Raw genomic sequence first — 22645 nt, 5'->3', positions numbered from 1 at the left:
ATGTTTTACTTATTTTTCAAGTTTACACTTGTTGGATTTAGCACCGTTCCCTTAAGGTCGGTTGCTGAAGCATCATCGGGCCAATTCCCTCCACTTTCTCTTAATAAGTTTTGCTATTCTATTGTCAATATAAAATAGCAAAATTTCTTTAAAATGTCAATACTATGGTCGCTAAACTCGTAGTTACAGATTTCCTATTAAATTTCGTGGTTAGCTTATTTACCTTGTACAGCTATTTTGTAACTCAAAGATAAATAATAGATTAATCTATCTTCAGGTATAGTTTCTAATATACTCTCCGATAGACCCCACATAAATTCCTGTAGTTCCTCTAAAGGTATCCTGTTTTCTTCATAATTTTGTATCACTTCGTGTAATTTTTCCATATCTTTTGCTATCCTTTATGACCACCAACAAGTCCACTTCGCTGGATAGCTGTCCCTCCTTTAGTTAGGCTACTTGCATGGACTATAGAGCTAAAACCGTATTTTTCTCTAATTCTATCTACAACTAGCTCTAAATCTTCTGCAAGAATCGTTTTTTCAGCATCTTCAAACAAATTCAACTGCAATTCTTTTTTATAATCAATTTTCCCACATCGTATTCCTATTTGACGTACTGGTTGTTTTTTATAATAGGTTCTGAATATCTGCAAACAGGATTCTATAATTTTAGTATTTGACGAGGTGGGATAAATTTTCATTTGGTGACTAAATCCTTTATCTAGTATCTCTCTAGAATAGCCTATAGATAGGTGAACCACTCCTGTCTCAGCATGATGTTTTCTTAACCGTGCTGCAACTTCATCAGCCATTTCTCTGATAACTACTTCAATTTCATATTGATTTATATAATCTCTTTTTAAGATTTGGCTTTTACCAAATCCTTTAGCCTTTGGAATATATTTTTCAGAAATAATACTATGATCTATCCCATGAGCGTGATAAAAGAGCTGCTCTCCAATAACACCATGAATTCGTTTCAAAGCTTTCGCATCATACTGAGAGAGTCTATAAACAGAATCTATCCCTAATTGATAAAGATTACTTGCTGTATTTTTTCCAATTCCCCACATTTCTGTTATTGGGTGAATGTTCCAAACCTTTTCTGAAACATCTTCATAATGCCAAACCGCTATTTGCGACTTATTTTTTTTCGCTTCATTATCTAACGCTAACTTGGCTAGTAAGGGATTATCACCAATTCCAATCGCCGTCACTAGTTTTAACCGCTGAAAAATAGTGAATTGTATTTTTCGCGCTATTTCTTTTGTTGATCCGTAAAGTGCGTGTGATTTGGTCACGTCTAAAAAACTTTCGTCAATACTATAAATATGTATGTCTTCTTCAGCTACAAACTCTTGAAAAATCTGGTTAATCATCCGATTAACTTTTATATATAAAGCCATACGAGGCTCAACAATTTGGACTTTAGAGTTTTTTGGTATTTCAAAACGTCTTGAACCGGTCCGGATGCCGTATTCTTTTTTGACTCGTGGCGAAGCAGCTAAAACTAACCCTCCTTCTAAATAGGGATTGCTCATGACGACTATATAGGAGTCTAAAGGATGTATTTTCCGCTTAACTGATTCCACTGAAGCAAAAAAAGACTTAACGTCAATGCATAGAATATCGCGCCTTGGTTGATAGGTATAGTCCATCTTGATCATGATTCATACACCTCATTTCAGTCCTCATTTTATACTCTAAACCATTTAGTCCAATCATATTCTTCCACATTGCGTATCAAATCTAACTCACACACTACTATTCCTGATTCCATCGTTTGAATATAAACGTAATTCTCATAATAACCAGCAACGACGCCTACTAGATCATCTTCATATCTACCATTAAATAAGCAATCTAATTGAATGGCTACCGTTACCTTTTGACTATAAGAATAGTCAATTAAGGGATAGATAACTTCTACAGGCTGTTTCTCTTTTTTTATAATTTCTTTTCCATGCTTACGTTTTTCTTCTTTTACGAATTCATTATGCTCCGACAGTATCAAACCTTGCCACTTAGCCATTTTCCTATCTCTATAACCAGTGGTATTTGGATTGATTAGTCTATTTTTCTCTTTCGATTTATTCTCCAATTTAAACACCTTCTTGTTCTCTTTTAACCCTATTATACGAACGTGTGTTCGATATGTAAAGAAATAACGAACTCGCGTTTGCATAAATACATCGTTTAGCAATACGATAATGTGTGACACCCAATTTTTTAGAATAGTCTTGTTTACTACTTCACTCACAAAAAACTAGAAAATCAATATAATTTTTTCAGCATATAGCTCCTGAATAATTCATAGTTTTTCAAAAACGCTTCAAAAACCTTGTTATAACAGTCTATTTTGTTTCGTTTATTCGCACCCTTTGGGTGTACAAAAAGAACCCCAATCTGCTATGGTTAAAGTGACTAAACCTAACCAAAGAAAGGGGTTCTCTCAATGGCAACTTTACACGAAAATCGTCTACTTTTCAATTCAAATGTTACAGTATCTCACTCTGGTGGAAATTTGTCCTCAGATTCCGGCTTAATATTAGCAAAAGAATTCATGAACAAATTTGAGTTTAGCCAAATCTTATGTAAAAACATCCAGATTCAAGATGACCGACTGTATCATGTTCATGAAAATGAATCTATTCTGGAACAAATCATCTTGCAGTTGATTGCAGGCTATCCTACAGATTCTTCAGCCAATATATTAGCAACGGATCCTATCTTTCAAGCTGTTTTAAGCAAAAAGCGGTTGGCTTCACAGTCATCCATTTCTCGCTTTTGGGATCGGATGTCAACAGAAAATATCGTCCAGCTACAAAAGGTTAACCAGATTTTGATTGATAAAGCACGTACGATTCGAAATACGAACGAAATGATTTTCGATTTAGATTCTACTCACAGTGATACCTTTGGAAACCAAGAAATGACCGATTATAATGCGCATTACCAGACAACCGGTTATCATCCACTCGTTGCCTTTGATGGTCTTACCGGAGACGTTCTTAAAGCAGAACTTCGTTCTGGAAATGTCTACACCTCAAAAGGCGTCGCAGCATTTACTCGTCCATTATTTGAGCATTATCACTCTGTGACACCAGTAAGCACTATTATGGTACGTGCAGATAGTGGATTCGCAATGCCTGATTTGTATGAACTTTGTGAAGAGTACGATAGTTTGTATACTATCCGTTTGAAATCCAATCGTAATCTGTACAGAATCGCTGAGCAATTCGTTACCATTAAGGATCATCACGATTGGGGTAAGAAAGAAGTTCATTACTATAACGCCACTTATCAAGCAAAGTCGTGGGGAAAATCCAGAAGGACCTGCATAAAATCAACCAGAGAAGCTAGTGAATTGCTTTTTAGACATGAATTCATCATTACCAATTTTTCAAAAGACGTCTCTCCAAAAATGGTTTTCCAAACGTATTCAAAAAGAGGAACGATGGAAAATTACATTAAGGAAGCAAAAAACGGCTTTTACTTGGATAAAACAGATAGCCCACGTTTTATAGAAAATCATGCTCGTATGATCGTAAGCCTATTGGCTTACAATATCGTGAACTTCATGCGAACATTGTGTTTTACCAATGAAACGAAAGGGTATCAGGTTTCTACTATTCGCTTATTTCTCTTTAAAATTGCTGGAAAGATAGTTCATTCCGGAAGAAGACAATACTTGAAATTAAGTAGTTACGATGTTTACCAAAAGCTATTTTATCGGATTCTACAAAACATTCAGGTACTGCAGTGTTAGTTGCGTTTATTGCGCCATTCAAAAAAATTCGTTAACCATCCGATAGGATGAGTGCGCTCAAAATGAGGTCTTTCTTGAACTTAATCAGTTAGCAAAAATAAATTAAACCCTTTAGAAAAATATTTTTGAGAAAAAGAGCCATTGAGCATAAAACTAAACAGATAATTATAAAATTTGGTAGTTTATAAAAAGTATGAATTATTCAGGACCAGTTAATGATGCTAAAAAAGCCGACTTCTCTTAAAGAGAAATCGGCTTTTTGTTTATGATTTAGCGTGAAGTTTTTGGCGGTTGGCAAACATCACATTTGCGTTGATGATTGGTTTTAAATTTCTTGAATGTTTTTTCAAATGTATTGCCGCATGCACATTCAAATTCCAACTTTTGAGAAAAACCTTGGTATTCTGTCGTCAATAGTTTGCTGTCTGAATTGGTTTCAACAAACTTTTTGATTTCACCGATCGTCCATCGTTTTTGCATTCTCTTACACCTCCATATATATCACTAGCGGAGGCTTTTCGGCATCCGTTCTTTATTACTATCGTAGTGATCTTAAGCTACTCATTATAGCATGTTTTGATGGATTTAAACAGATGATGGAAAAGTTGTTCGCAACTTTGTGAACATAGTTTTTGAAATCATGGATTACTTTGCTATTACAGGGACCCAAAGCTCATTATTTGGAACTCTGTCAGGAGCCAAGTAATTCTCAATACACGGCAAATCTGCTAATTCGTAACCGGAAGTCGGCATCCATTCCGTATATAGGCGTTTCCAAGCTTCAGTGATATTAGGAAAGACAACCCAAGTACTTTTAGGGATTACTGTTTTTTCCATGTCACCAGGGTATTCAGCAGTATAGCAGCACCCTATAAGATAATCAAATTTTTCGTCTGTTATTGCGGCTTGTTTTCCGCATACTCCTAAGATTCCTTCCATTTTGCATTGCGGATTTTCCCAAGACATCTCAATGATACGCGGTACCAATCCACTAGCAGTCGCTTCTTCCCATAATTTAGGAATAGTATGAAAAGCCTCTTGTGTAACGACTTCTTGCTTGACCCCGACAATCTCAATATCAGCATCTAGCACTTCTATCCTATAATCCATTTCACTCTCTCCCTTGATCGTCATTTGAAAGAAAAGTCTTGGAAAAGCTTTTAATTCGACCCCTTTGCTGCGGGCTGTCGTTGGAGTAACTCCATGAAGGCTTTTAAAAGCCCGAGTAAAAGAATCTGGGGAGTCGTACCCGTACTTGAGAGCAAGATCAATGATCCGAACATCAGGAACATTTTGCAACTCAAATGCGGCTTGTGACAATCGCCTCCTTCTAATGTATTCTGACAGTGATATTCCGGTCAGAGCAGAAAACATCCTGGGAAAATGATATTCAGGGCAACAGGCTAGTCGGGCTGCCTCTCTCCCATCAATTTCATCGGATAAATTCTGCTCTATATAGTCCATTGCTCTATTTATTCTCTCCAGCCAGTCCATTTTCTTCTCCTCTCGTATACATACTATAGGATACAGAACTTTTTCTCCCGACAATACTTGCTCAAAAATTGTCGGGTGCTCTATTCTTTTTGAAACATTTGTTGCGCCCTCGGACAAGATACCGCTTTCATTTCTTTGTATTAGTTTTACTTTACCAGCGGGATCATCAAAAGCACCACAATAGAATGGTGCTTTTACTCTTGCGTCTGCGTCTTCTTACTATCAGCTTTCCTTCTCTTCCACAAAATCTCGCAATGCGTTAAGTTCATCTGGTGTGACGGACCGCTCATTATTGTACAACTTCTCTAAGCCGTTTTCCGGCATACCTAATTCATTTGACAGGTCTTCGTCCGACAGCCCTTCACTCTCTTGGATATCCCTAATAGTCGTAATCAGTAAAATCGCTTCGATATCCTCATCTGACAAGGCGCCTTCTTGTGACTGATCGTAATTGATCAGTTCCTTGATCGACTCTTTTCCAAGAAATTTGCCGATCCCTTCTGCTAACTCTTGCACTTGGCGCAAAATAAAGTCTTTGTCTTCTAGTCCCATCCTGAAATCCATCTCCTTGATCGCTGATTTGCTTTCGGTACTTACTCTGTTATTATAATCTTTTTTAGAGAAAGAACTAGTGAAAGTTTCGTTACTTCGCTCCAAAAAATGTATCCGAAACAATACACCTTTTAGAGATTCCTTTTTCTCGATAGCGTTTTTTGACGAACTTCAATACAGCAGGTGATCCTGAATTGAAATAATAGGCGGTATCCCCGTATTTTAAAGCGAGTTCATCCAATTTTGCAGTCGTTTCTTCTCGTGAAGTCATTTTGTGCAAATGAATCATCGGGTTGTTCTGCGCGATGCTTTCAATCTCCTCCCCAAAGAGATAATACTTCGAAGATGAGTAGACGACTTCAATTGGACGGCGAGTATCCAATTCCAACTGCTTCAGCAGTGCACGAAACGGCGTTATCCCCACCCCATTGGCGAACATCACGATGGGAGACGTTTCGTCTTTCACTTTCATCCAGCCAAATGGACCTCGTATCGTGATTTTTTCACCTGGCTGCATATTCACTAACACTTGCTTGAAACTGCTAATCTCCTTTCCCGTTCGTGTCCCAATCAGTAAGAATCCCTCTTCTGGTATCGAAGCTACTGAAAACAAACGGTACTTCCTACCTTCAACCTGCTTGTTCGGCAATGTATTAATACCGTGTTCACCCGGAACCCATGTTAATCCGGCATCATTTTTGATCTTGACGATATAGTAATCACCATAAGGATTTTCAACACTCTCAATCGGAAGCTCGCCTTGTCTGACCACGCCTTTTACATCGTTGAAGTCCATTATCTTTCCTCCTCAATGAATCAGATGAATGCTTACTATGTAAGCAACTCTTACACGGATTGTAGGCGCAGTCTTATGTGCTGTCAACGAATAACTCTGGGTGATTTAACTAAATGACTACGAAAAAAAGCACCTGAACCCCTTTTTAAAGGAGCCAGATGCTTTAAGTATCAAAGAGCGAATCGTTTGATTACTCTCCAACTACGCGAACTTGTTCGCTGCTGTCGATGAATTCTTTTGGATTTGGTTCTGCTTCGATTGAACCAAATGGCATTTGAGCGATCATTTCGTATGATGCTGGTAAGTTGAACATGTCTTTTACTGATTTGTCGAATCCTTGTTCAAAGCCAATGTTCATATGTTGTAAGCTTCCGCCTAAACCTAAGTCAGTCAATGCCAACCAGATACCGTATTGTGCATTTGCACTGTGGTGTTGTTTGTATACAGTTGCACGTTCGTTTTCGCCTAATGCACCTTTAACAGCATCGCGATCTTCGAAGAATAATACAGTACCAACGCCAGCTTTAGCGCCTTGCATTACGCCTGACATCATTTCCCACATGTCGCCTTGCATAACGTCTTTTTGAACGTCTAAGATGTGGTCCCATAATTTAACGTTGTCTTCTCCAAATACAACTACTAAACGAGTTGTTTGGCTGTTGAAAGCCGTTGGGATTTGTTGAGCTACCTCGCGAATGCGGTCAGCGATTTCTTTGTTTGATAACTCAGTGTTCGTTCCGATAGCGTAAGCTGTACGGCGTTCTTTGATTAAGTCTGTAAATTGTGTCATGTGTAAATCTCCTTTTAAGGTTTATTTGCTTTTTAGCACTTATTAATTGTAAGTTTAACAAATAAAAAGAAGTAAGTCAACACCGAATATATCGAATTCGAAATAATATTTAACTATTTTTATTCAGTTCACAAATTAATAAAACTTATTCCTTTTATCTTACACTCCTGGGATTGGTTCTAGATGTAGTACATGATGTTGGTTGTCGAAATACGTTACTTCTTTCGTTACTAAATTGCTCGTCCAAAATGGAACCCCCGCTTTTCCAGCTAGCTCACAAAACCGTTCAAAATCAATTGCTCCTGATTGTGCGGTTTTCACAGCCGACTTGAGGGCTGCAATATCGCTTCGATCAGCCACTACTTTTGGGACTCCGTTCATTTTTAACTCAACAAAGCTTTTTTCATCATAATAACGATACACCCCTTCAGCAACTAAGTAATCATAACGCTTCACACCTAATTTTTTTATTTCAGACATTAACTGAGCGAAGCCGCCAGCGTTTTCTTCTGCATTTACAGCCTGTTCAATATCTTGATAATTTAGACTCATTTGTGTTCACTCCTTTTCACGAACAACTAAACTTTCTTTGCTAATAGTTTAGTTTGATTACAATTTACCAAAAAGTTAAATTGTATCCTAATTTTTATCCTGCACAGCAATATTGATATCAAAAAAAACAATGCTAACTCCTCTTCACGAGAAATCAGCATTTCATTTATTCGTTATCTGTTTAGCGTGACGCTTTTGGTAGTTGACACACCACCATATTTTATTGATACATATTTGGAGACTTTTTTGGCATCCGTTCTGAGCAGTAGTTATCATAATCTTAAGCTCTTTATTGTAACAGTAAACTTCTAGAAATTTCTTAAGGCAGCATTGAGAAATCTATATCCATACAATTCATAAAGCTTTCTCATCAATTATAACTCATGAAAAATTGGATTCATTCTGTCAAACGTACAGAAGTGTTTAAAACCTATGTCTTTCAATAGTTTCTTTGACTCGTTAATATGAAAGCCTAAATGCTCAGGTTTGTGGCTGTCACTTCCTATTGTAATAATGGTTCCTCCAAGATCATGATACAACTTTAAAATTTCAATCGAAGGTGTCAGTCCATTTATTCCGTATCGAAAAGAAGAAGTATTTATTTCGATTCCTTTATTATCCTCAATAACCATTCTTAGGATTTGTTCAACTTTATCTTTACTATATTCAAACATATCAACTTCTTTATCTAGATACCGCCGTACCAAATCCATATGCGCCAAAACGCTATAATCTTTATAAGAAGTGACTAACTGATACATCTCATCATAGTATTTATCATAGCTTTCCTGATGTGTGTGCCCCTTTTGAAACTCTCCCGTCCAAAACTCTTTATTTCCAATCTGGTGCACCGATAACAAAATAAAGTCAAAGTCATGAGTCTGATAAAGTTTTTCAAATTGAGGAATCGTATGAGTTTGCATTCCAAACTCTAACCCTTTTTTTATGGTTATTTTGTTTGCGTATTTTCTAGAAAGTTTATCCAGCTCTGAAAAATAAAATTCGTAGTGAACATTTTTAACTTCTGTATTCTTGCCTGCCTGGAATTCTTCATCTGGTTTCCAATCTGGTTTAACCCCGTAGTCTACATGATCGGTAAAACAAATTCCCTTTAAACCCATCTGAATAGCATCTTTTACGACATCTTCCATTAAATACCAGGAATCGTCACTGTAATCACTATGGACATGATAATCCGCATAAACCATTTAAAAACCTCCTTTAAATTATCAAAAATTTATTGACCATTCTTTGCTGCATGATACTCTCGCATCGCTTTTCCCCATTTTTCCTTATCCTTTTCCCCTATGTTTCTGATCACTCTAGCTGGATTTCCTCCTACAATCGTATCATGGGGAACATCTTTGGTTACCACTGCTCCTGCGGCTACAATTGAATTTTTTCCAACTGTCACTCCAGGAAGAATCGAAGCACTTCCTCCTATCCAAACGTTATCTTCAATTACAATAGGCAGACCAAATTCAAGATCCTTTATTCTAATTTCCGCATCAGTTGGGTGACCGGCTGTGTAGAAACTTACCCGAGGGCCAACCATTACGTTGTCTCCGATGATAATCTTATTCACATCTAAAAAAATACAATCCATATTTGCATAAAAATTATTGCCTATCTCTACGTGTCGGCCATAGTCGACATATAATGGTGGATTAACATATACAGAATTTCCTGTCTTACCAAACAATTTTTTCTCTAACGCTACAATTTCTTCCTTATTTTCTATCGGCAGGCTATTAATTTTTTGTGCTAGTTTTTTGCCTTCTAACGAGCTATTCTCTGGAAATATATCTGATGCAAAATATAATTCTCCTGCTAACATTTGTTGGTAATCAAAGTCTTTTGTCATTTATTTCGTTCTCCATTTATTAACAAAGTTAATTATCTATACGCATTATACCTTTATTAACATAATTAATAAAGATGTCTTCTTTATTTTTTTCTGCTATTATTAAGTTCAAAGGAGGGCTCACAAATGAAAGCATACAACCAAAAAAACATTAAAAAACATAATCAAGATTTATTAATAGAGCTGCTTAAACAAAACGCTGCTCCAATGACTAAAAGACAATTGTCAGAACAATCTCATTTAAGCGTTGTTACAATCAATAAGCTCATTCCAGATCTTGTCCAAAGCAACACCTTCGTCGAGCTGGACACTCCTTTTGAAACTGGTGGGCGTCGTGCCATTGCTTATAAATTTAATGAACGTCGTAAATTATTTTTAATTCATCAATTCCTTGAGCAAGAAAAAAAAATGGTTGTTAATTTTTACGTTGTTGATTTATTAGGCAATATTATCGAGCGAGAGTACTTATCGTCAATAAAGTTAACCACGTTTCTTGAAACTATTTCAAATATGAAGTCAAAGTTTCCGGAAATATCCATTGCACTTTCTGGAATACCAGGAGTAGAAGTAGACAACAACTTAAAAATCATGGATTTTAAACCTTTTAGACATTTGAATCTCAATGATGAAATAACAAAAAAAATCGCTGTCGATTCATTTATCGAAAACGACGTTAATGCAGCAACTTTTGGGTATTCCACAGAAAATAACCACATTACTGCTGGAGTTTATTTTCCGGAAAGTTTTCCTCCAGGTGCTTCACTAATTATTAATCAGCACATTTTTAGAGGTTACAATAATTTAAGTGGTGAAATTAAGCATTTGCCAAATCTAAAACACAGACACTTTCCGTTGAAAAAATCAGAATTAAATTCCATATTGTCAGAAACACTTCAATCTATAATAGCTATGTATGATCCGCATGAAATCATCCTATATGTACCCGATAATTGGCTGGATCACATCAAAATAGATTTGATCATCAAAAACCTAGCTGAATTATTTCCTTACAATGTTTTCCCGAACATAACTCTTTCACAGGATTTTTCACAGAACTATTTAAATGGATTGATTAAATTAGGGTTGGAAAAAATGGCAACAGAGAATTAACCGTCTCCTCCCTTTGTTGTCTTAAAATTGACTACATTAATTTGACGAAGTATCTTATTAAAAACTTCGGACCTTTTCGCATTTTTTTGGAAATCCTGTTCAACTTAAACACCCCTTGATCTTAGATCAAGGGGTGTTTCCCTACCATAATCAAATCAGCACATGGTCATTAATTATTCATTTGTTATTATTTCTGATGTCATTGTTGAGCAGTCATTGATGATTAAAGGATCCTGCCAAACCTCATAGGGTGTACATTTGAGCCTGTACGGGCTGTGTGCTCGCCTTTGATTTCCCACCCAACAGCTTAGCTTATAAATCCACCAGCCAATTTGTTTGTTGAATCTGTCCGTCTAGTTCTCGTAATTTTTTAGAAACTACATTCATTTTTTTAGTTAATTCCTTCGTATCAACGGTTCGTACCATTCGGATTTCATTTCGTCCAAATCGTCTGATATCATTGGCTGTTTCGATAGTATTATTAAGCAGTCCGTGCTGCCTTCTTAATGATTCTCTTTCTTCCAACGCTTCGACAATCAATTTATCAGTATCATACAGATTAGCCGAAGAATTCCGCTGATTGATTTTTACGACTAACTGAGAGAATTCCTCATTCGTTTTTTGATAATCCTGGATCAATTCGTCCATACTTATATCCAATGAGTCTCCTTCTTGAATCAAGGCGTTCGCTAAAATCTCCTGTTTCAGCGAAGTTAACTTTGCTTCAAGATCCCGCCTCAAGAGTAATGCTTCCGCAAGTTTCATAGAAAAACTTCCTTTCAGTTCACGAGTCTATAAGCTTAGGGTAATGAAAAAGACACTTTTTAGCAAGAAATCTGCCGAAAGAAGTGCGATATTCTGCCGTTAGCAATTTATTTTCAGAATTATTCTCAACAAATTTTTTATTTCATCAATAATCTATCGTCTTTTCTCTACCACTTCCATACTATATTGATAAAAGAGGCTTTTCGTGACATCCGTAGTTACATTAACCTACTCGTTATAACACGATACAACTCAATTAAACAAATAAAAGACAAAAAATTTCGTCCAACAATCAAAATGATTCAAGCACAAAAGTCATCCCTTACTATATTGAAAGGGAGTAACCTTTGTGCTTGTTGTAATGCTTTTTTTATATTTTATGCTTAATTCATTTTTTAATGCAGTTGTAACTCCATTAAGTCAATGCTATTTCCATTTTCCGCCGCTTTAAAAATAGCTTCAATCACTTTCATTACACGATACACTTCTTCATTTTTAACAATAGGTTCAGCTTCCCCAACAACGACTTTAGCAAAATTCGTATAGAAAGAATCCGCAGTTACTTGAACTTCTTCAAATGTTTCCCTAATTACGGATTCCTCTGAAGGTGGAGCCATTGTTTTCGTTAATCCTTGTCCTGCTTTTATCGGTTTTGGTGCAACTACAAATTCCACATTACTTTGCTTTACAATTTCACCTTTAAGATCCCAATCGTGAATAACAGCAGTTCCAGTAGTGCCTTTTACATACCAGCGTGGAAGTTTCACGTAGTTGGTTGTCCCAACCTCTACAATAGCTTTAACGCCATTTTCAAAAGTGAGATAGCTGATAAATCCATCATCTACTTCATCGCCTAAGACATAGCTTAGATCAGCTGCTATTTTAACTAAAGGGCTATCAACTAGATCCAACAATTGATCTAACAAATGTACACCCCAATCTAGCAACATTCCTCCACCTTGTTCTTTTAAATGGCGCCAATCACCCGGTATTCCATTGGCTCCTTGAACTCGGGACTCTATTTGGAAAACATCTCCCAGCTTACGAGTCTCATATAAATCTTTAATCATTTGAAAATCGCTGTCCCAACGACGATTTTGATGCACCATAAAAACTCGGTTTTCTTGTTTTGCAATTTCCATTATTTCCGCGAAATCAATACTATTAAGTGTAACTGGTTTTTCGCAAATAACATGCTTCCCAGCTTGCAAGGCTTGAATGGCGATTGATTTATGGATATCGTTTGGTGTTGAGATTAATACCACATCAACAACTTCATCGGCTAATACTTGTTCTAGACTGCCATAAACTGTTAAACCATTCTCGACGGCATTCTGCTGACGCGTTTCCGATGTGTCGAATATACCGTGCAGTTCTACTTCTTCATTGTCTCTAATTAGTTGAGCATGAAAACTTCCCATTCCTCCATAGCCAACAATAATAACTTTTAATTTCTCCAAATTACTCAACCTTTCTTACGCCCACCACATAGATTGCGGTGTTTCTTTAATTAAAATAGATTGTAAATTCGTTACAGCTCTGCTAAATCCTTCATTAATCGACATTAATGGATCTTCGTGTTCAATACTGACTACATAGTCATAATCATACAGTCTCAAAGCACTCATCATATCTGACCATACTTGTATGTCATGTCCACATCCAACAGATCGGAAAGTCCATGCTCTGGATTTTACGTCACCATATGGTTGCATATCTGTTAAACCATACATATTGATGTTGTCTTGATCAAGGTAGGTGTCTTTGGCGTGGAAATGATGGATTGCTCCTGCTTCACCTAGTATTTTTATAGCTCCAACCGGATCAATACCTTGCCACCATAAGTGACTGGGATCAAGATTCGCGCCAATTGAATCAGATGTCTGTTCTCTCAGTTTCAAAATGGTATATGGAGTATGGCATAAAAATCCCCCATGCAGTTCAATACCGATTTTAACTCCGTATTCAGTAGCCATTTCGCCAATTTCTTTCCAATAAGGAATTAATTTATTTTCCCATTGCCAGTTATAAATATCACTATAAACTTCAGGCCAAGGACTAACAGGCCAGTTTGGTGTTTTAGCGTCATCACTGTCGCCTGCAACCCCAGAAAAAGTATTTACCACTGGAACCCCCATTAAAGAAGCTAATTGGATCGTTTTTCTTAATGTTTCATCTGCAGCTTTGGCTTCAGAAGCATCAGGAGAAATGGGGTTATTATGGCAACTAAATGCACTAATGGTTAAATTCCGTTTTTCTAACTCTGCTAAATAAGCTTCTCTTTTTTCTTCGCTTTCTAACAATTCATCAGTAGGACAGTGATGATTACCTGGATTTCCACCTGTTCCAATTTCGACGGCATCCAATCCCGCACTTTGAACTTTATCCAACATTTCTTCAAAACTTAAATTTGCAAATAATGGCGTGAATACACCTAATTTCATACTGACTTCCACTCCTCATTCTATTATTTTTAAAAATAATCTGTTGCATCTTTTCTGCTAGTTATTTTTTATTTCTTCTAAAGATGCGCTGTTTCCGTAAACTGGATACATACGTTCTGTTGGTTTACACCAATTTACTCCATTTATGATTACTTGCTGAATCTCCTTATTGTAATAGGTAGGATACGATTCATGACCCGGTTGGAAATAGAATATTTTTCCATTTCCTCTTTTGTAAGTCATCCCGCTGCGGAAAACATTTCCTCCTTCGTACCATCCAACAAAAATCAGTTCATCAGGCGTCGGCACATCAAAATGTTCGCCGTACATTTCTTCCTTCTCTAATTCAATGAATTCCCCAATTCCTTCAGCAATAGGATGACTTGGATCAATAACCCACAACCGCTCTTTTTCTTCTGCTTCTCGCCATTTCAAATCACAGCTGGTGCCCATTAATTTCATAAAAATTTTAGACATGTGCGCAGAGTGCAGCACAACTAGCCCCATTCCGTTTAGAACTCGCTTATGAACACGACTCACAATTTCATCTGCAACTTCGTCATGAGCCATATGTCCCCACCACACTAATACATCTGTCTCGTTTAATACTTCTTCAGTTAAACCATGTTCAGGTTGATCTAATACTGCTGTTTTTGTATCGAACCCAGCAGATTTGAGCACAACTTCCAGTTGTTTGTGGATGCCTTCAGGATATATTTCCTTTACTTTTTCACTTGTCTTTTCATGCCGAAATTCATTCCAAATGGTTACCTTCATTTTCTATCCCTCTTTTTAAATAGTTTGTAAAACAGTCTCAGCTTCTTCTACTTTATTCAAGTAAACTGGCGCGCCCGTTTGGGAGGATTTATAAATAGCTTCTAGTATTTGTGTGACTACTAAAGCCTCTTCCGGTTTCACAACAGGTTCTGTATCGTTTATAATACAATCAATCCATTGTTTCGCTTCTATGTCAGCCGGATTAACACCTGCCCCATCATAGAAATCAACACCTCCTGTTTCCAGCTCAACATTTTTACTGAAAAGTAAACCATGCTCTTCTCCATTGATGCATAACCCATCTTTCATATCTGCTCCGCCCTTTGTTCCGTGCAAAGTAGTTTTAGCTTCTCCTATTTCTAAGGAATTTAAAGCCCAACTCGCTTCCAAATAAATCGTAGCTCCATTTTCCATCGTGACAAAACCAAAAGCTGAATCTTCTACGTTAAATTCATTAGGATTCCAAGATCCCCATGCATTTGCAGCATTTTTGGTTTGTGATAATTTATGATGAGCGCTCCCTACCACATATTTTGGTTTATAATTATCCATCATCCATAGAGTTAAATCTAATGCATGAGTTCCTATATCAATCAATGGTCCTCCGCCTTGTGCCTCTTCATCTAAAAATACTCCCCAAGTTGGAACTGCTCTTCTACGAATGGCATGTGCCTTCGCATTATATATTTCCCCTAGCTCTCCTTCTTGACATAGCATATGTAAATGTTGGGAATCTTTTCTAAAACGATTTTGGTAACCAATCGTTAATTTTTTACCAGTCTTCTTCATCGTTTCAATCATTGCTTTTGCTTCAATAGACGTTTTAGCCATTGGTTTTTCACACATTACATGCTTTTCAGCTTCCATTGCTGCAATGGAGATTTCTGCGTGAGATATATTTGGTGTACATACATGAACAACGTCAATACTTTCATCCTTTAATAATTCTCTATAGTCGGTATAGACATTTGCTGCATCCGAACCATAATCTTCACGCGCTTTACTCGCTCGTTCTTCAATAATGTCACAAAAAGCTACAATCTCTGCATTCTCTACTGTTGCTAGCGAAGGAAGATGTTTTCCGTTTGCAATTCCCCCACAACCTATTATCCCAATTCTAATCATATTTATTACTTCCTCTCTATCTCTTCATTTGTTTTTCTATTACACTGAGACGTTCCATTAGCTCACACAAAATTCTTTTCTTTCTCTATACTTTTTTAAACAGATCGAGCAGCAAATAGGTTCTCAAAAAATGAATAAAGCTGATTCCTATAAAAATACTAATATACAGTCCAAAGACTACTAAGTACGGTGACAATAAAGTTATTACAATAGGTAGTATTGAGATCAGTAATAACAATAACGTCTTAACAGGATAATAAAACGGCAGCTTTATGATATTTATGACAGCTTGTTTAGTCGAATCTTCAAAGCGAGAAATATAAAAAAATACAACTTGAAAAAAATGAACTACTATCAAGGTAACAATTGCCACTCCTATCGTTACCCAACTGTTTAATTGATTGAATGAACTCAAATAGTTCCAATTAATGATCAATATTCCTGACAAAACTAAAATTCCTGACCAAATGATCGTACTTTGCTTTAAATTTTCTTTAAAAGATTGAAAATAAGTTGATACAATTCTCGTTTCACCTGAAGAAATCATCCGTATAGTTACTGTGAATCCAGCGGTCTGAGAAGCCCCCATAGTGAGAATTGGTAAACTAGTGATCAACATTAAAAGATTTAAAACAAATAGTCCCCATATCTTCAGAGTAACTCGATAAAATGGACCTTCTACACGAAAGAAATCTTGCATACTCTTCTTACTCCTTTACTGCACCGACAACAATGCCATGCACAAAATACTTTTGTAAAAACGGATAAATCAATAATAAAGGAACAATTGCTACAACGATTTTTGCAGCATTCAAATTACGATCAGATACCGCTAATAAGCTTTGTAGTTGTTCCGAGCTCATTCCAGCTGAATTTTGTAATGTCTCAGCAATATTTACCGACAGCGATTGAATGTAAGTCATCAACGGATAATTTTCAACCTTAGTCATATAGATTAAACCACTCATAAAATCGTTCCAACTTCCAACGATACTGAAAAGTGAAACCGTAGCTAAAGATGGCAATGAAATAGGAATATAAATTTTAGTCAAAATATTCCACGGATTGGCGCCATCTAACCATGCAGATTCTTCTAGTGATTTTGGTACACCACGGAAAAAGTTCATTACCAAAATAACACTACCAATGGGAACAGCTCCAGGTAAAATCAATGACCATACGCTGTTAATCATACCTAAGTTTTTTACGATTAAATACGTAGGGATCATTCCGCCATTAAATAGCATAGCAAAAAGAATAATGCTCATAAAAACACCTCTGGCACGGAAAAATCTCTTTGATTTTGATAATGGATAAGCTAAGGTAACAATCATAAATAAATTAATGATTAGTGAAGCAAATACTCGAAATACCGAGATACCGAACGAACGCCAAAATTGTGTATCATTAACAATACGTTCGTATGCTGCCGTAGTTAGATCTACTGGCCATAACCCTACCTTGTTTCCTGCTACTGCCGCTGAACTACTCAAAGATAATGAGATAACATTCAGCATTGGAATCAAACAAGATAAAGTAAGTAAAATAACGATTGTATAAATAGTAAACTGGCGAATACCAAATTTTTCTTTCATTTTTTTGCCCCTTTTTTAGAACATCACACGATTTGTCGATTTTTCAGCTATTTTGTTTGATACATAAATTAAAATCAAACCTACAATTGAACGAATCAATCCAACAGCAGTACCTAAGCTGTAGTCGCGTCCTATTAAACCAATACGATAAATATATGTATCTAATACATCTCCACTAGCGTAAACCGGTGGTGAATACAAGTTGTATACTTGATCAAAACCAGCGCTTAAGATACCTGGTAGAGCTAGAATTGTCATTAAAATAATAAATGGCAGCATCCCTGGTAAAGTAACATGTCGTACTTTCTGCCACCAACTCGCTCCATCCATCGTAGCCGCTTCGTAAGTTCCTGGATCAATAGATGTAATAGCTGCTAAAAAGATGATTGAATTATACCCAAACCCTTTCCAAACATCGGTCCAAATTAGTAAATGTGGAAATACTTTATTACTTCCTAAAAAATTAATTACATCTAAGCCGAATAGTTCTAGAAGTTGATTCACTGCTCCATCTAAATTAAATAGATTCACAACGACTGATCCTAAAATTACCCACGAAAGAAAATGTGGAAGGTAAACAATTGTTTGCATAGATTTTTTCATCCACTTAACACGAATTTCATTTAATAAAATGGCAAAGATAATAGGAATAATGGTGTTTAGTACTATCTTTCCTACAGCAATAAAAATTGTATTGTAAGTAACACGCCAAATGTCAGGTAGATTAAATAAGTATTTAAAATTATCCAGACCTACAAATTCAGATCCAAAAACTCCTCTAGCAGGAACAAAGTCTTGAAATGCCATAAACAGCCCAAACATAGGCCCATATGCAAAAATCAATAAAAAAATTATTCCAGGGAGCATCATTGCTAAATAGAAATGTTGATCTTTTTTGAATATTGACTTCTTCACAGGTTTTTTTATCTGTTCCATCGCTAAATAGAAATGTTGATTTTTCTTGAATATTGATTTCTTCACAGTTTGATTTTTCTGTTCCATCTTTCATTTACTCCTATCTAGAAAATGGGTCATCTGTTCAAGATAAAAATGACCCATCTATCCATTAATTACTCTTGTTCGTTTACAGCGGTCTGCATTTCATCCAAGATAACTGTCCCACCTTGGCTATTCCAATCTGATACATACTTATCAAAATTATCTAACGATTCTTCTCCTGTAACAAATTTGATAAACATTTCTTCTTCAAGTTTCCCGACTTGCGCACCACTACGTTGTTGAGAGTCTAATGTTTGAAAGATAACAACAGGTTTAACTTCATTTAAGATATTAGATTCACGAGTGCTGCCCATTACATCATTGACTGCTAAAGTTCTAGAAGCATACACGGCCCAGTCACTTGGCTCAGCATCACTTGGGTTATCTAAGTATGTTTTAATTTTGCGGGCATTGTTTTGAATCGCAAATTTAGAAATCTCCTCAATGCTAGTCTCTTCTTTTGCTGCTTGAGTTGCTAATTTAGCATCCGTGATTTCGCTTTCACTAGGAAACAATTCTATATTGAATGGTTTTACAGATCCGTCTACAGCTAACTGAGCATATTTATATAACTCTGGATATTCATTTTCCATGTTTTCCGAGTTTGCTACGTCATCAAAAACGACATTAAGCATTTCAATCAATGCTTCTGGTTTTTCAAAACCTTTTCTTATAACTACAAAACCTCCTGTTGCAGATTTATTGACTGCATTTACGTTACCATCGCCATTTTCATTTTCAATAGCATATGGGATGAATTCTGCATCTGGATTAGCAGTTTTAGCTTGTACCAATCCCCAGTCTGAAATATGCCAAGGTCCAGGCACAATCCCCAGCTCACCATTGACCATCATTGCATTTATATCATCATACGTTCTTGTTCCAAATTGCGGATCTAAAATACCCTCTTCAAATAATTCATTCATATACGCTAAAGATTCTTTCATTTCTTCTGTATTTGATCCATAGTAAACATCATTATTATCATCTTGCAAATACACTTTCGGATAGGCTCCAAATGCATTCGTGATGGCTGTTGCAGTATATCCAGAACCACCATGGTCTCCTGACGTTAACCAGTTAGCAATTGCTAATCCCTGTGTTCTTCCATTTCCTTCCGGATCTCCTTCTTGAAAGGCTTTCGCTGTTGATTCTAATTCATCTAAAGTGATTGCATGATTTCCGTCTTCATCCAATTTGATGTCTAATTGTTCTACCCAATCTTGTCGAATCCAAACCATGTTAGGACCAAAATCATTTGTTGTTCCAGGTATGGCCATTAATTGATCATCAATGGTTGCCGCATCTAGCGTAGTTCCATCATAAGAACCATAAATTTCTTTGATTTGGTCGCTGGCATATTCTTCATAGACCTCAGTTAAATCTGCCACTAAATCGTTATCCACCAATTCTTGCAAATCATCTCTAGACACTACCATCATGTCTGGAATATCTCCTGAAGCAATTGCCAATGATACTTGTCGATCGTAATCTTCACCGTTAGCTTCAAACGCACTTTCTAATTCAATGCCTAGTTTTTCTTTCAATAGTCTTCGATACGCATTATCACTGAATGAATCACCTTCTGGCAGTTTAGAGTTGGGCGCAGTCTGCTGTCCAACAGTCATAATGATATCCCCATCAGCATTTGTTGCTGTTTCTTCAGTTTGATCTCCTCCACACGCAGCCAGTACGAATGGTGTTACAGCCAAAAGAGAAAGCAATACTTTGTTTTTTATTTTTTTCATTTTTTCCCCTCCAATACTTGATATACACAGTATACGAAATCGCTTTCAAAAAATATATGAAACAATTTCCACTATTAAGGTAAAATTTCCACTTTGTAAACCGTTTTCAAAAATATGTTATTGGTAAATAAATGTATTTAGATTATACTTTGGTTGTTCAACGTTATTATTTTAGGAGGGTTTATTATGTTCAAGGTTTTAATCGTTGATGATCATCTTGATCAGCGGGAACTTATTAATTATTTGATGGAAAAGCATAGAATTTCATGGCAAGTTCATGAAGCATCAAATGGAAAAGAAGCTTTAGCAGTTTTTTCTAAACATAAATTTGATCTACTTATTACTGATATTCAGATGCCATTTGTTTCAGGAATAGAACTTGTTGAGCAAATTCGAAAAAATGATCTCTCTATCCCCACTCTTTTTATTAGTGGATACGAAGATTTTAGCTATGCAAAAAAAGCTATAGATTTACAAGCCGTAAATTATTTGTTAAAACCTATTAATCCCAAAGAATTTCATGACCAACTTGATAAGTTGGAACAACTTATTATAAAAAATAAATTTATAGAAAAAACTCATTTATACATGGAAAAACAAGACGTTTTGATTAAAATACTTAAGGGAACCCCCATGAATAAATTATCAGAAATACAGCAAAAACTGATTTTACCCCTTCTAACTAAGATAACGTATTTATTAGTTATTGATTTTAATGAGCCCAAAACTGAAAGATTAGAACACTTTCTAAGACTTCATACAAACAATTCAATTACTTTTGTAAGAACAAGTCTCTCGCAAGTAGTTTGTTTCTTACAAGTAAAAGATCGTAAGTCAGCATTAGAAAAAAAAGAATTGATTTATAATCAAATCCAATCTGAAATTCAATCTGAGGTAACAATTGAACTATCTGAACAAATTGAAAATCAAGAGAATATCTATACTGCTTATCAACAGCTTATTGAAAAGCTAAATCAAAAATTTTATCAGAAAGAGGCAAATCCTCTGTTGCTTTTAGAGCTTCCTACTCATAATAGAGAAACTGAACAACAATTAATTAATCAATTGAAAGAAACCATTTACCATCAAGACCTGAAACGATTAAAACATATTCTTTATTCTCTATTTAATCAATTTGATAGCGCTTCAATTGAATCTCCAAGTATAGTTCGTTTTTTCTTTGGAAACCTTTACCGCATTTTAGTAGAAGTTTCTGAAATAAATCCGGCAGAACTTAGAAGTGATATTAAAGTTATTTTAGAATCACAAGAATTCAAACAAATTCCTATTTCTTTTGAGCATCTATTATCTCAAATTAATCTACGCTTTATTAACTTGAATGACACAACCAACTATTATATTAGAGAAACCAAAAATTATATGATGAACCACTATCAAGAAGAATTAAGTCTAGATACTCTAGCAAAGAACGTTCATCTTGCTCCAAAATATTTAAGTAAACTATTTAAAAGCGAAGAGAACGTTGGTATTAATCAATTCCTTAACGAAATTCGTATAGAAAAAGCCAAAGAATTATTACTTTCTTTCAACTATAGAGTGAGTGACATAGGCCGGTTAATAGGTTTCAATAGTCAGTCTTATTTTATAAAAAGTTTTCAGAAATATACTGGAATGACTCCCGATCGTTTCCGTAAAACAAAGGGGGGCCTTGATGAGTTTGAATAAAATCAAATTAATTTTTCAGCGATTTTCTTTCCAAAAAAAAATTGTTGCTATCTCCTTTATATCAGGCATTTTTCCTATAGTTATTTTAACAATTTTTAGTATCGCTATTATACAACATTTTATATTATCTCAAGAAAAATCAAATAATGAAGATAATTTGACCTCTGTCTACCAGCAAATTGACCTACGTTTAAAAACTTATGAAGACGCACTTTCATTTTTATCGAGTTCAAGATTTTTGATTGATGGACTCTCTATCGAATCACCTAGTAACTTTGAACAATATGATTTGTATATGAACACACTAGTTCCTTTATTTAGTAGTATCCATTCACAACAAGACATGCTATCTAATATTACTTTATACACAACTATTGATTTATTTGATCATGGAAACTATGTTAAAAAAATTGCTACTGATGACATTACAACTAATTTCAAACTAAACAATCACTAGTGTTGCATAAATATAGTCAGAATATTCTGAATTATTATTTTCTTGAAAAAAGTAAAAAAAATCGAATGCTTACGCAAAGGATGACTATTTCCAGAAAATTTTGCTTATTTAGCTGATTCC

The 22645-nt window shown here is 35.7% G+C and carries 24 protein-coding genes and 1 riboswitch; of the genes, 4 read left to right on the top strand and 20 right to left on the bottom strand.

From position 1 onward, the window contains the following. Positions 1-6: 6 nt before the first annotated feature. A riboswitch (SAM riboswitch) is annotated at positions 7-110 on the bottom strand. A 105-nt stretch (positions 111-215) separates the two neighbouring features. The 3 genes from ACEN4L_RS09990 to ACEN4L_RS09980 are packed head-to-tail and all read right to left on the bottom strand — an operon-like array spanning position 216 to position 2034. Further along, positions 216-386, bottom strand: a complete 171-nt coding sequence (locus ACEN4L_RS09990) for a hypothetical protein (RefSeq protein WP_407097608.1) — start codon at positions 384-386, stop codon at positions 216-218. 8 nt (positions 387-394) lie between these two features. After that, on the bottom strand, positions 395-1669 hold the full coding sequence (locus tag ACEN4L_RS09985; protein ID WP_407097607.1) for a Y-family DNA polymerase: 1275 nt from the start codon (positions 1667-1669) through the stop codon (positions 395-397). 29 nt (positions 1670-1698) lie between these two features. Then, a complete protein-coding gene (locus ACEN4L_RS09980; protein WP_407097606.1) occupies positions 1699-2034 on the bottom strand; it encodes a hypothetical protein in 336 nt (111 codons plus the stop codon). Positions 2035-2457: 423 nt separating this feature from the next. On the opposite strand from ACEN4L_RS09980, the gene ACEN4L_RS09975 reads away from it, so the two are divergent. After that, entirely contained in the window at positions 2458-3771 is a 1314-nt protein-coding gene (locus ACEN4L_RS09975; protein WP_407097605.1) for an IS1380 family transposase, read from the top strand. Positions 3772-4041: 270 nt separating this feature from the next. Here the strand turns inward: ACEN4L_RS09975 and ACEN4L_RS09970 are convergent, their stop codons facing one another. From ACEN4L_RS09970 to ACEN4L_RS09935, 8 genes are all read right to left on the bottom strand, one after another. After that, positions 4042-4251: a hypothetical protein gene (locus ACEN4L_RS09970; RefSeq protein ID WP_079650692.1), complete on the bottom strand. Its 210-nt coding sequence runs from the start codon at positions 4249-4251 to the stop codon at positions 4042-4044. Positions 4252-4416: 165 nt separating this feature from the next. Continuing rightward, positions 4417-5235 (bottom strand): GyrI-like domain-containing protein, encoded by an 819-nt coding sequence (locus tag ACEN4L_RS09965; RefSeq protein WP_407123611.1) that lies wholly within the window; start codon positions 5233-5235, stop codon positions 4417-4419. 252 nt (positions 5236-5487) lie between these two features. Further along, the gene (locus ACEN4L_RS09960) at positions 5488-5817 is read right to left on the bottom strand and encodes a hypothetical protein (protein WP_092480960.1); all 330 of its coding nucleotides are present in this window, start codon (positions 5815-5817) and stop codon (positions 5488-5490) included. A gap of 91 nt (positions 5818-5908) precedes the next feature. After that, complete coding sequence (locus ACEN4L_RS09955) at positions 5909-6613, bottom strand: FAD-dependent oxidoreductase (protein ID WP_407097603.1); 705 nt, start codon at positions 6611-6613, stop codon at positions 5909-5911. A gap of 190 nt (positions 6614-6803) precedes the next feature. Beyond that, positions 6804-7403, bottom strand: coding sequence for a nitroreductase family protein (locus ACEN4L_RS09950; protein WP_092480958.1), 600 nt, complete (start codon positions 7401-7403; stop codon positions 6804-6806). A 159-nt stretch (positions 7404-7562) separates the two neighbouring features. Next, complete coding sequence (locus ACEN4L_RS09945; RefSeq protein WP_407097602.1) at positions 7563-7955, bottom strand: DUF1398 family protein; 393 nt, start codon at positions 7953-7955, stop codon at positions 7563-7565. Positions 7956-8329: 374 nt separating this feature from the next. Then, positions 8330-9163 (bottom strand): histidinol-phosphatase HisJ family protein, encoded by an 834-nt coding sequence (locus tag ACEN4L_RS09940; protein WP_407097601.1) that lies wholly within the window; start codon positions 9161-9163, stop codon positions 8330-8332. 29 nt (positions 9164-9192) lie between these two features. Then, complete coding sequence (locus ACEN4L_RS09935) at positions 9193-9819, bottom strand: sugar O-acetyltransferase (protein WP_407097600.1); 627 nt, start codon at positions 9817-9819, stop codon at positions 9193-9195. A 126-nt stretch (positions 9820-9945) separates the two neighbouring features. On the opposite strand from ACEN4L_RS09935, the gene ACEN4L_RS09930 reads away from it, so the two are divergent. Next, on the top strand, positions 9946-10929 hold the full coding sequence (locus tag ACEN4L_RS09930; protein ID WP_407097599.1) for an ROK family protein: 984 nt from the start codon (positions 9946-9948) through the stop codon (positions 10927-10929). A gap of 312 nt (positions 10930-11241) precedes the next feature. On the opposite strand, the gene ACEN4L_RS09925 is transcribed toward ACEN4L_RS09930, so the two are convergent. The 9 genes from ACEN4L_RS09925 to ACEN4L_RS09885 all read right to left on the bottom strand — a co-directional run bounded on the left by ACEN4L_RS09925 (position 11242) and on the right by ACEN4L_RS09885 (position 20382). Further along, a complete protein-coding gene (locus ACEN4L_RS09925; protein WP_407097598.1) occupies positions 11242-11694 on the bottom strand; it encodes a DIP1984 family protein in 453 nt (150 codons plus the stop codon). A gap of 395 nt (positions 11695-12089) precedes the next feature. After that, positions 12090-13154 (bottom strand): Gfo/Idh/MocA family protein, encoded by a 1065-nt coding sequence (locus ACEN4L_RS09920; RefSeq protein ID WP_407097597.1) that lies wholly within the window; start codon positions 13152-13154, stop codon positions 12090-12092. 15 nt (positions 13155-13169) lie between these two features. Further along, positions 13170-14138 carry a sugar phosphate isomerase/epimerase family protein gene (locus ACEN4L_RS09915; RefSeq protein WP_407097596.1) on the bottom strand — a complete coding sequence of 323 codons (969 nt, stop codon included), beginning with the start codon at positions 14136-14138 and terminating at the stop codon, positions 13170-13172. Between the two features lie 57 nt (positions 14139-14195). After that, positions 14196-14915, bottom strand: coding sequence for a ThuA domain-containing protein (locus ACEN4L_RS09910; protein WP_407097595.1), 720 nt, complete (start codon positions 14913-14915; stop codon positions 14196-14198). 15 nt (positions 14916-14930) lie between these two features. Then, entirely contained in the window at positions 14931-16040 is a 1110-nt protein-coding gene (locus ACEN4L_RS09905) for a Gfo/Idh/MocA family protein (protein ID WP_407097594.1), read from the bottom strand. Positions 16041-16125: 85 nt separating this feature from the next. Further along, complete coding sequence (locus tag ACEN4L_RS09900) at positions 16126-16740, bottom strand: DUF624 domain-containing protein (RefSeq protein ID WP_407097593.1); 615 nt, start codon at positions 16738-16740, stop codon at positions 16126-16128. Between the two features lie 7 nt (positions 16741-16747). After that, positions 16748-17635, bottom strand: a complete 888-nt coding sequence (locus tag ACEN4L_RS09895; protein ID WP_407097592.1) for a carbohydrate ABC transporter permease — start codon at positions 17633-17635, stop codon at positions 16748-16750. A 15-nt stretch (positions 17636-17650) separates the two neighbouring features. Further along, positions 17651-18571 carry an ABC transporter permease gene (locus ACEN4L_RS09890; RefSeq protein ID WP_407097609.1) on the bottom strand — a complete coding sequence of 307 codons (921 nt, stop codon included), beginning with the start codon at positions 18569-18571 and terminating at the stop codon, positions 17651-17653. A gap of 134 nt (positions 18572-18705) precedes the next feature. After that, positions 18706-20382: an extracellular solute-binding protein gene (locus ACEN4L_RS09885; RefSeq protein ID WP_407097591.1), complete on the bottom strand. Its 1677-nt coding sequence runs from the start codon at positions 20380-20382 to the stop codon at positions 18706-18708. 186 nt (positions 20383-20568) lie between these two features. Here ACEN4L_RS09885 and ACEN4L_RS09880 point away from each other — a divergent pair, with 186 nt between their 5' ends. Both ACEN4L_RS09880 and ACEN4L_RS09875 read left to right on the top strand, forming a co-directional pair. Then, on the top strand, positions 20569-22068 hold the full coding sequence (locus ACEN4L_RS09880; protein ID WP_407097590.1) for a response regulator: 1500 nt from the start codon (positions 20569-20571) through the stop codon (positions 22066-22068). Continuing rightward, positions 22055-22525, top strand: coding sequence for a hypothetical protein (locus ACEN4L_RS09875; protein WP_407097589.1), 471 nt, complete (start codon positions 22055-22057; stop codon positions 22523-22525). Before ACEN4L_RS09880 ends, ACEN4L_RS09875 begins: the two co-directional genes overlap by 14 nt. Positions 22526-22645 lie beyond the last annotated feature (120 nt).

The sequence above is a fragment of the Desemzia sp. FAM 23988 genome, from assembly GCF_045528365.1.
GTDB lineage: Bacteria > Bacillota > Bacilli > Lactobacillales > Carnobacteriaceae > Desemzia.
This window is presented reverse-complemented; position numbering and strand designations above follow the sequence as displayed.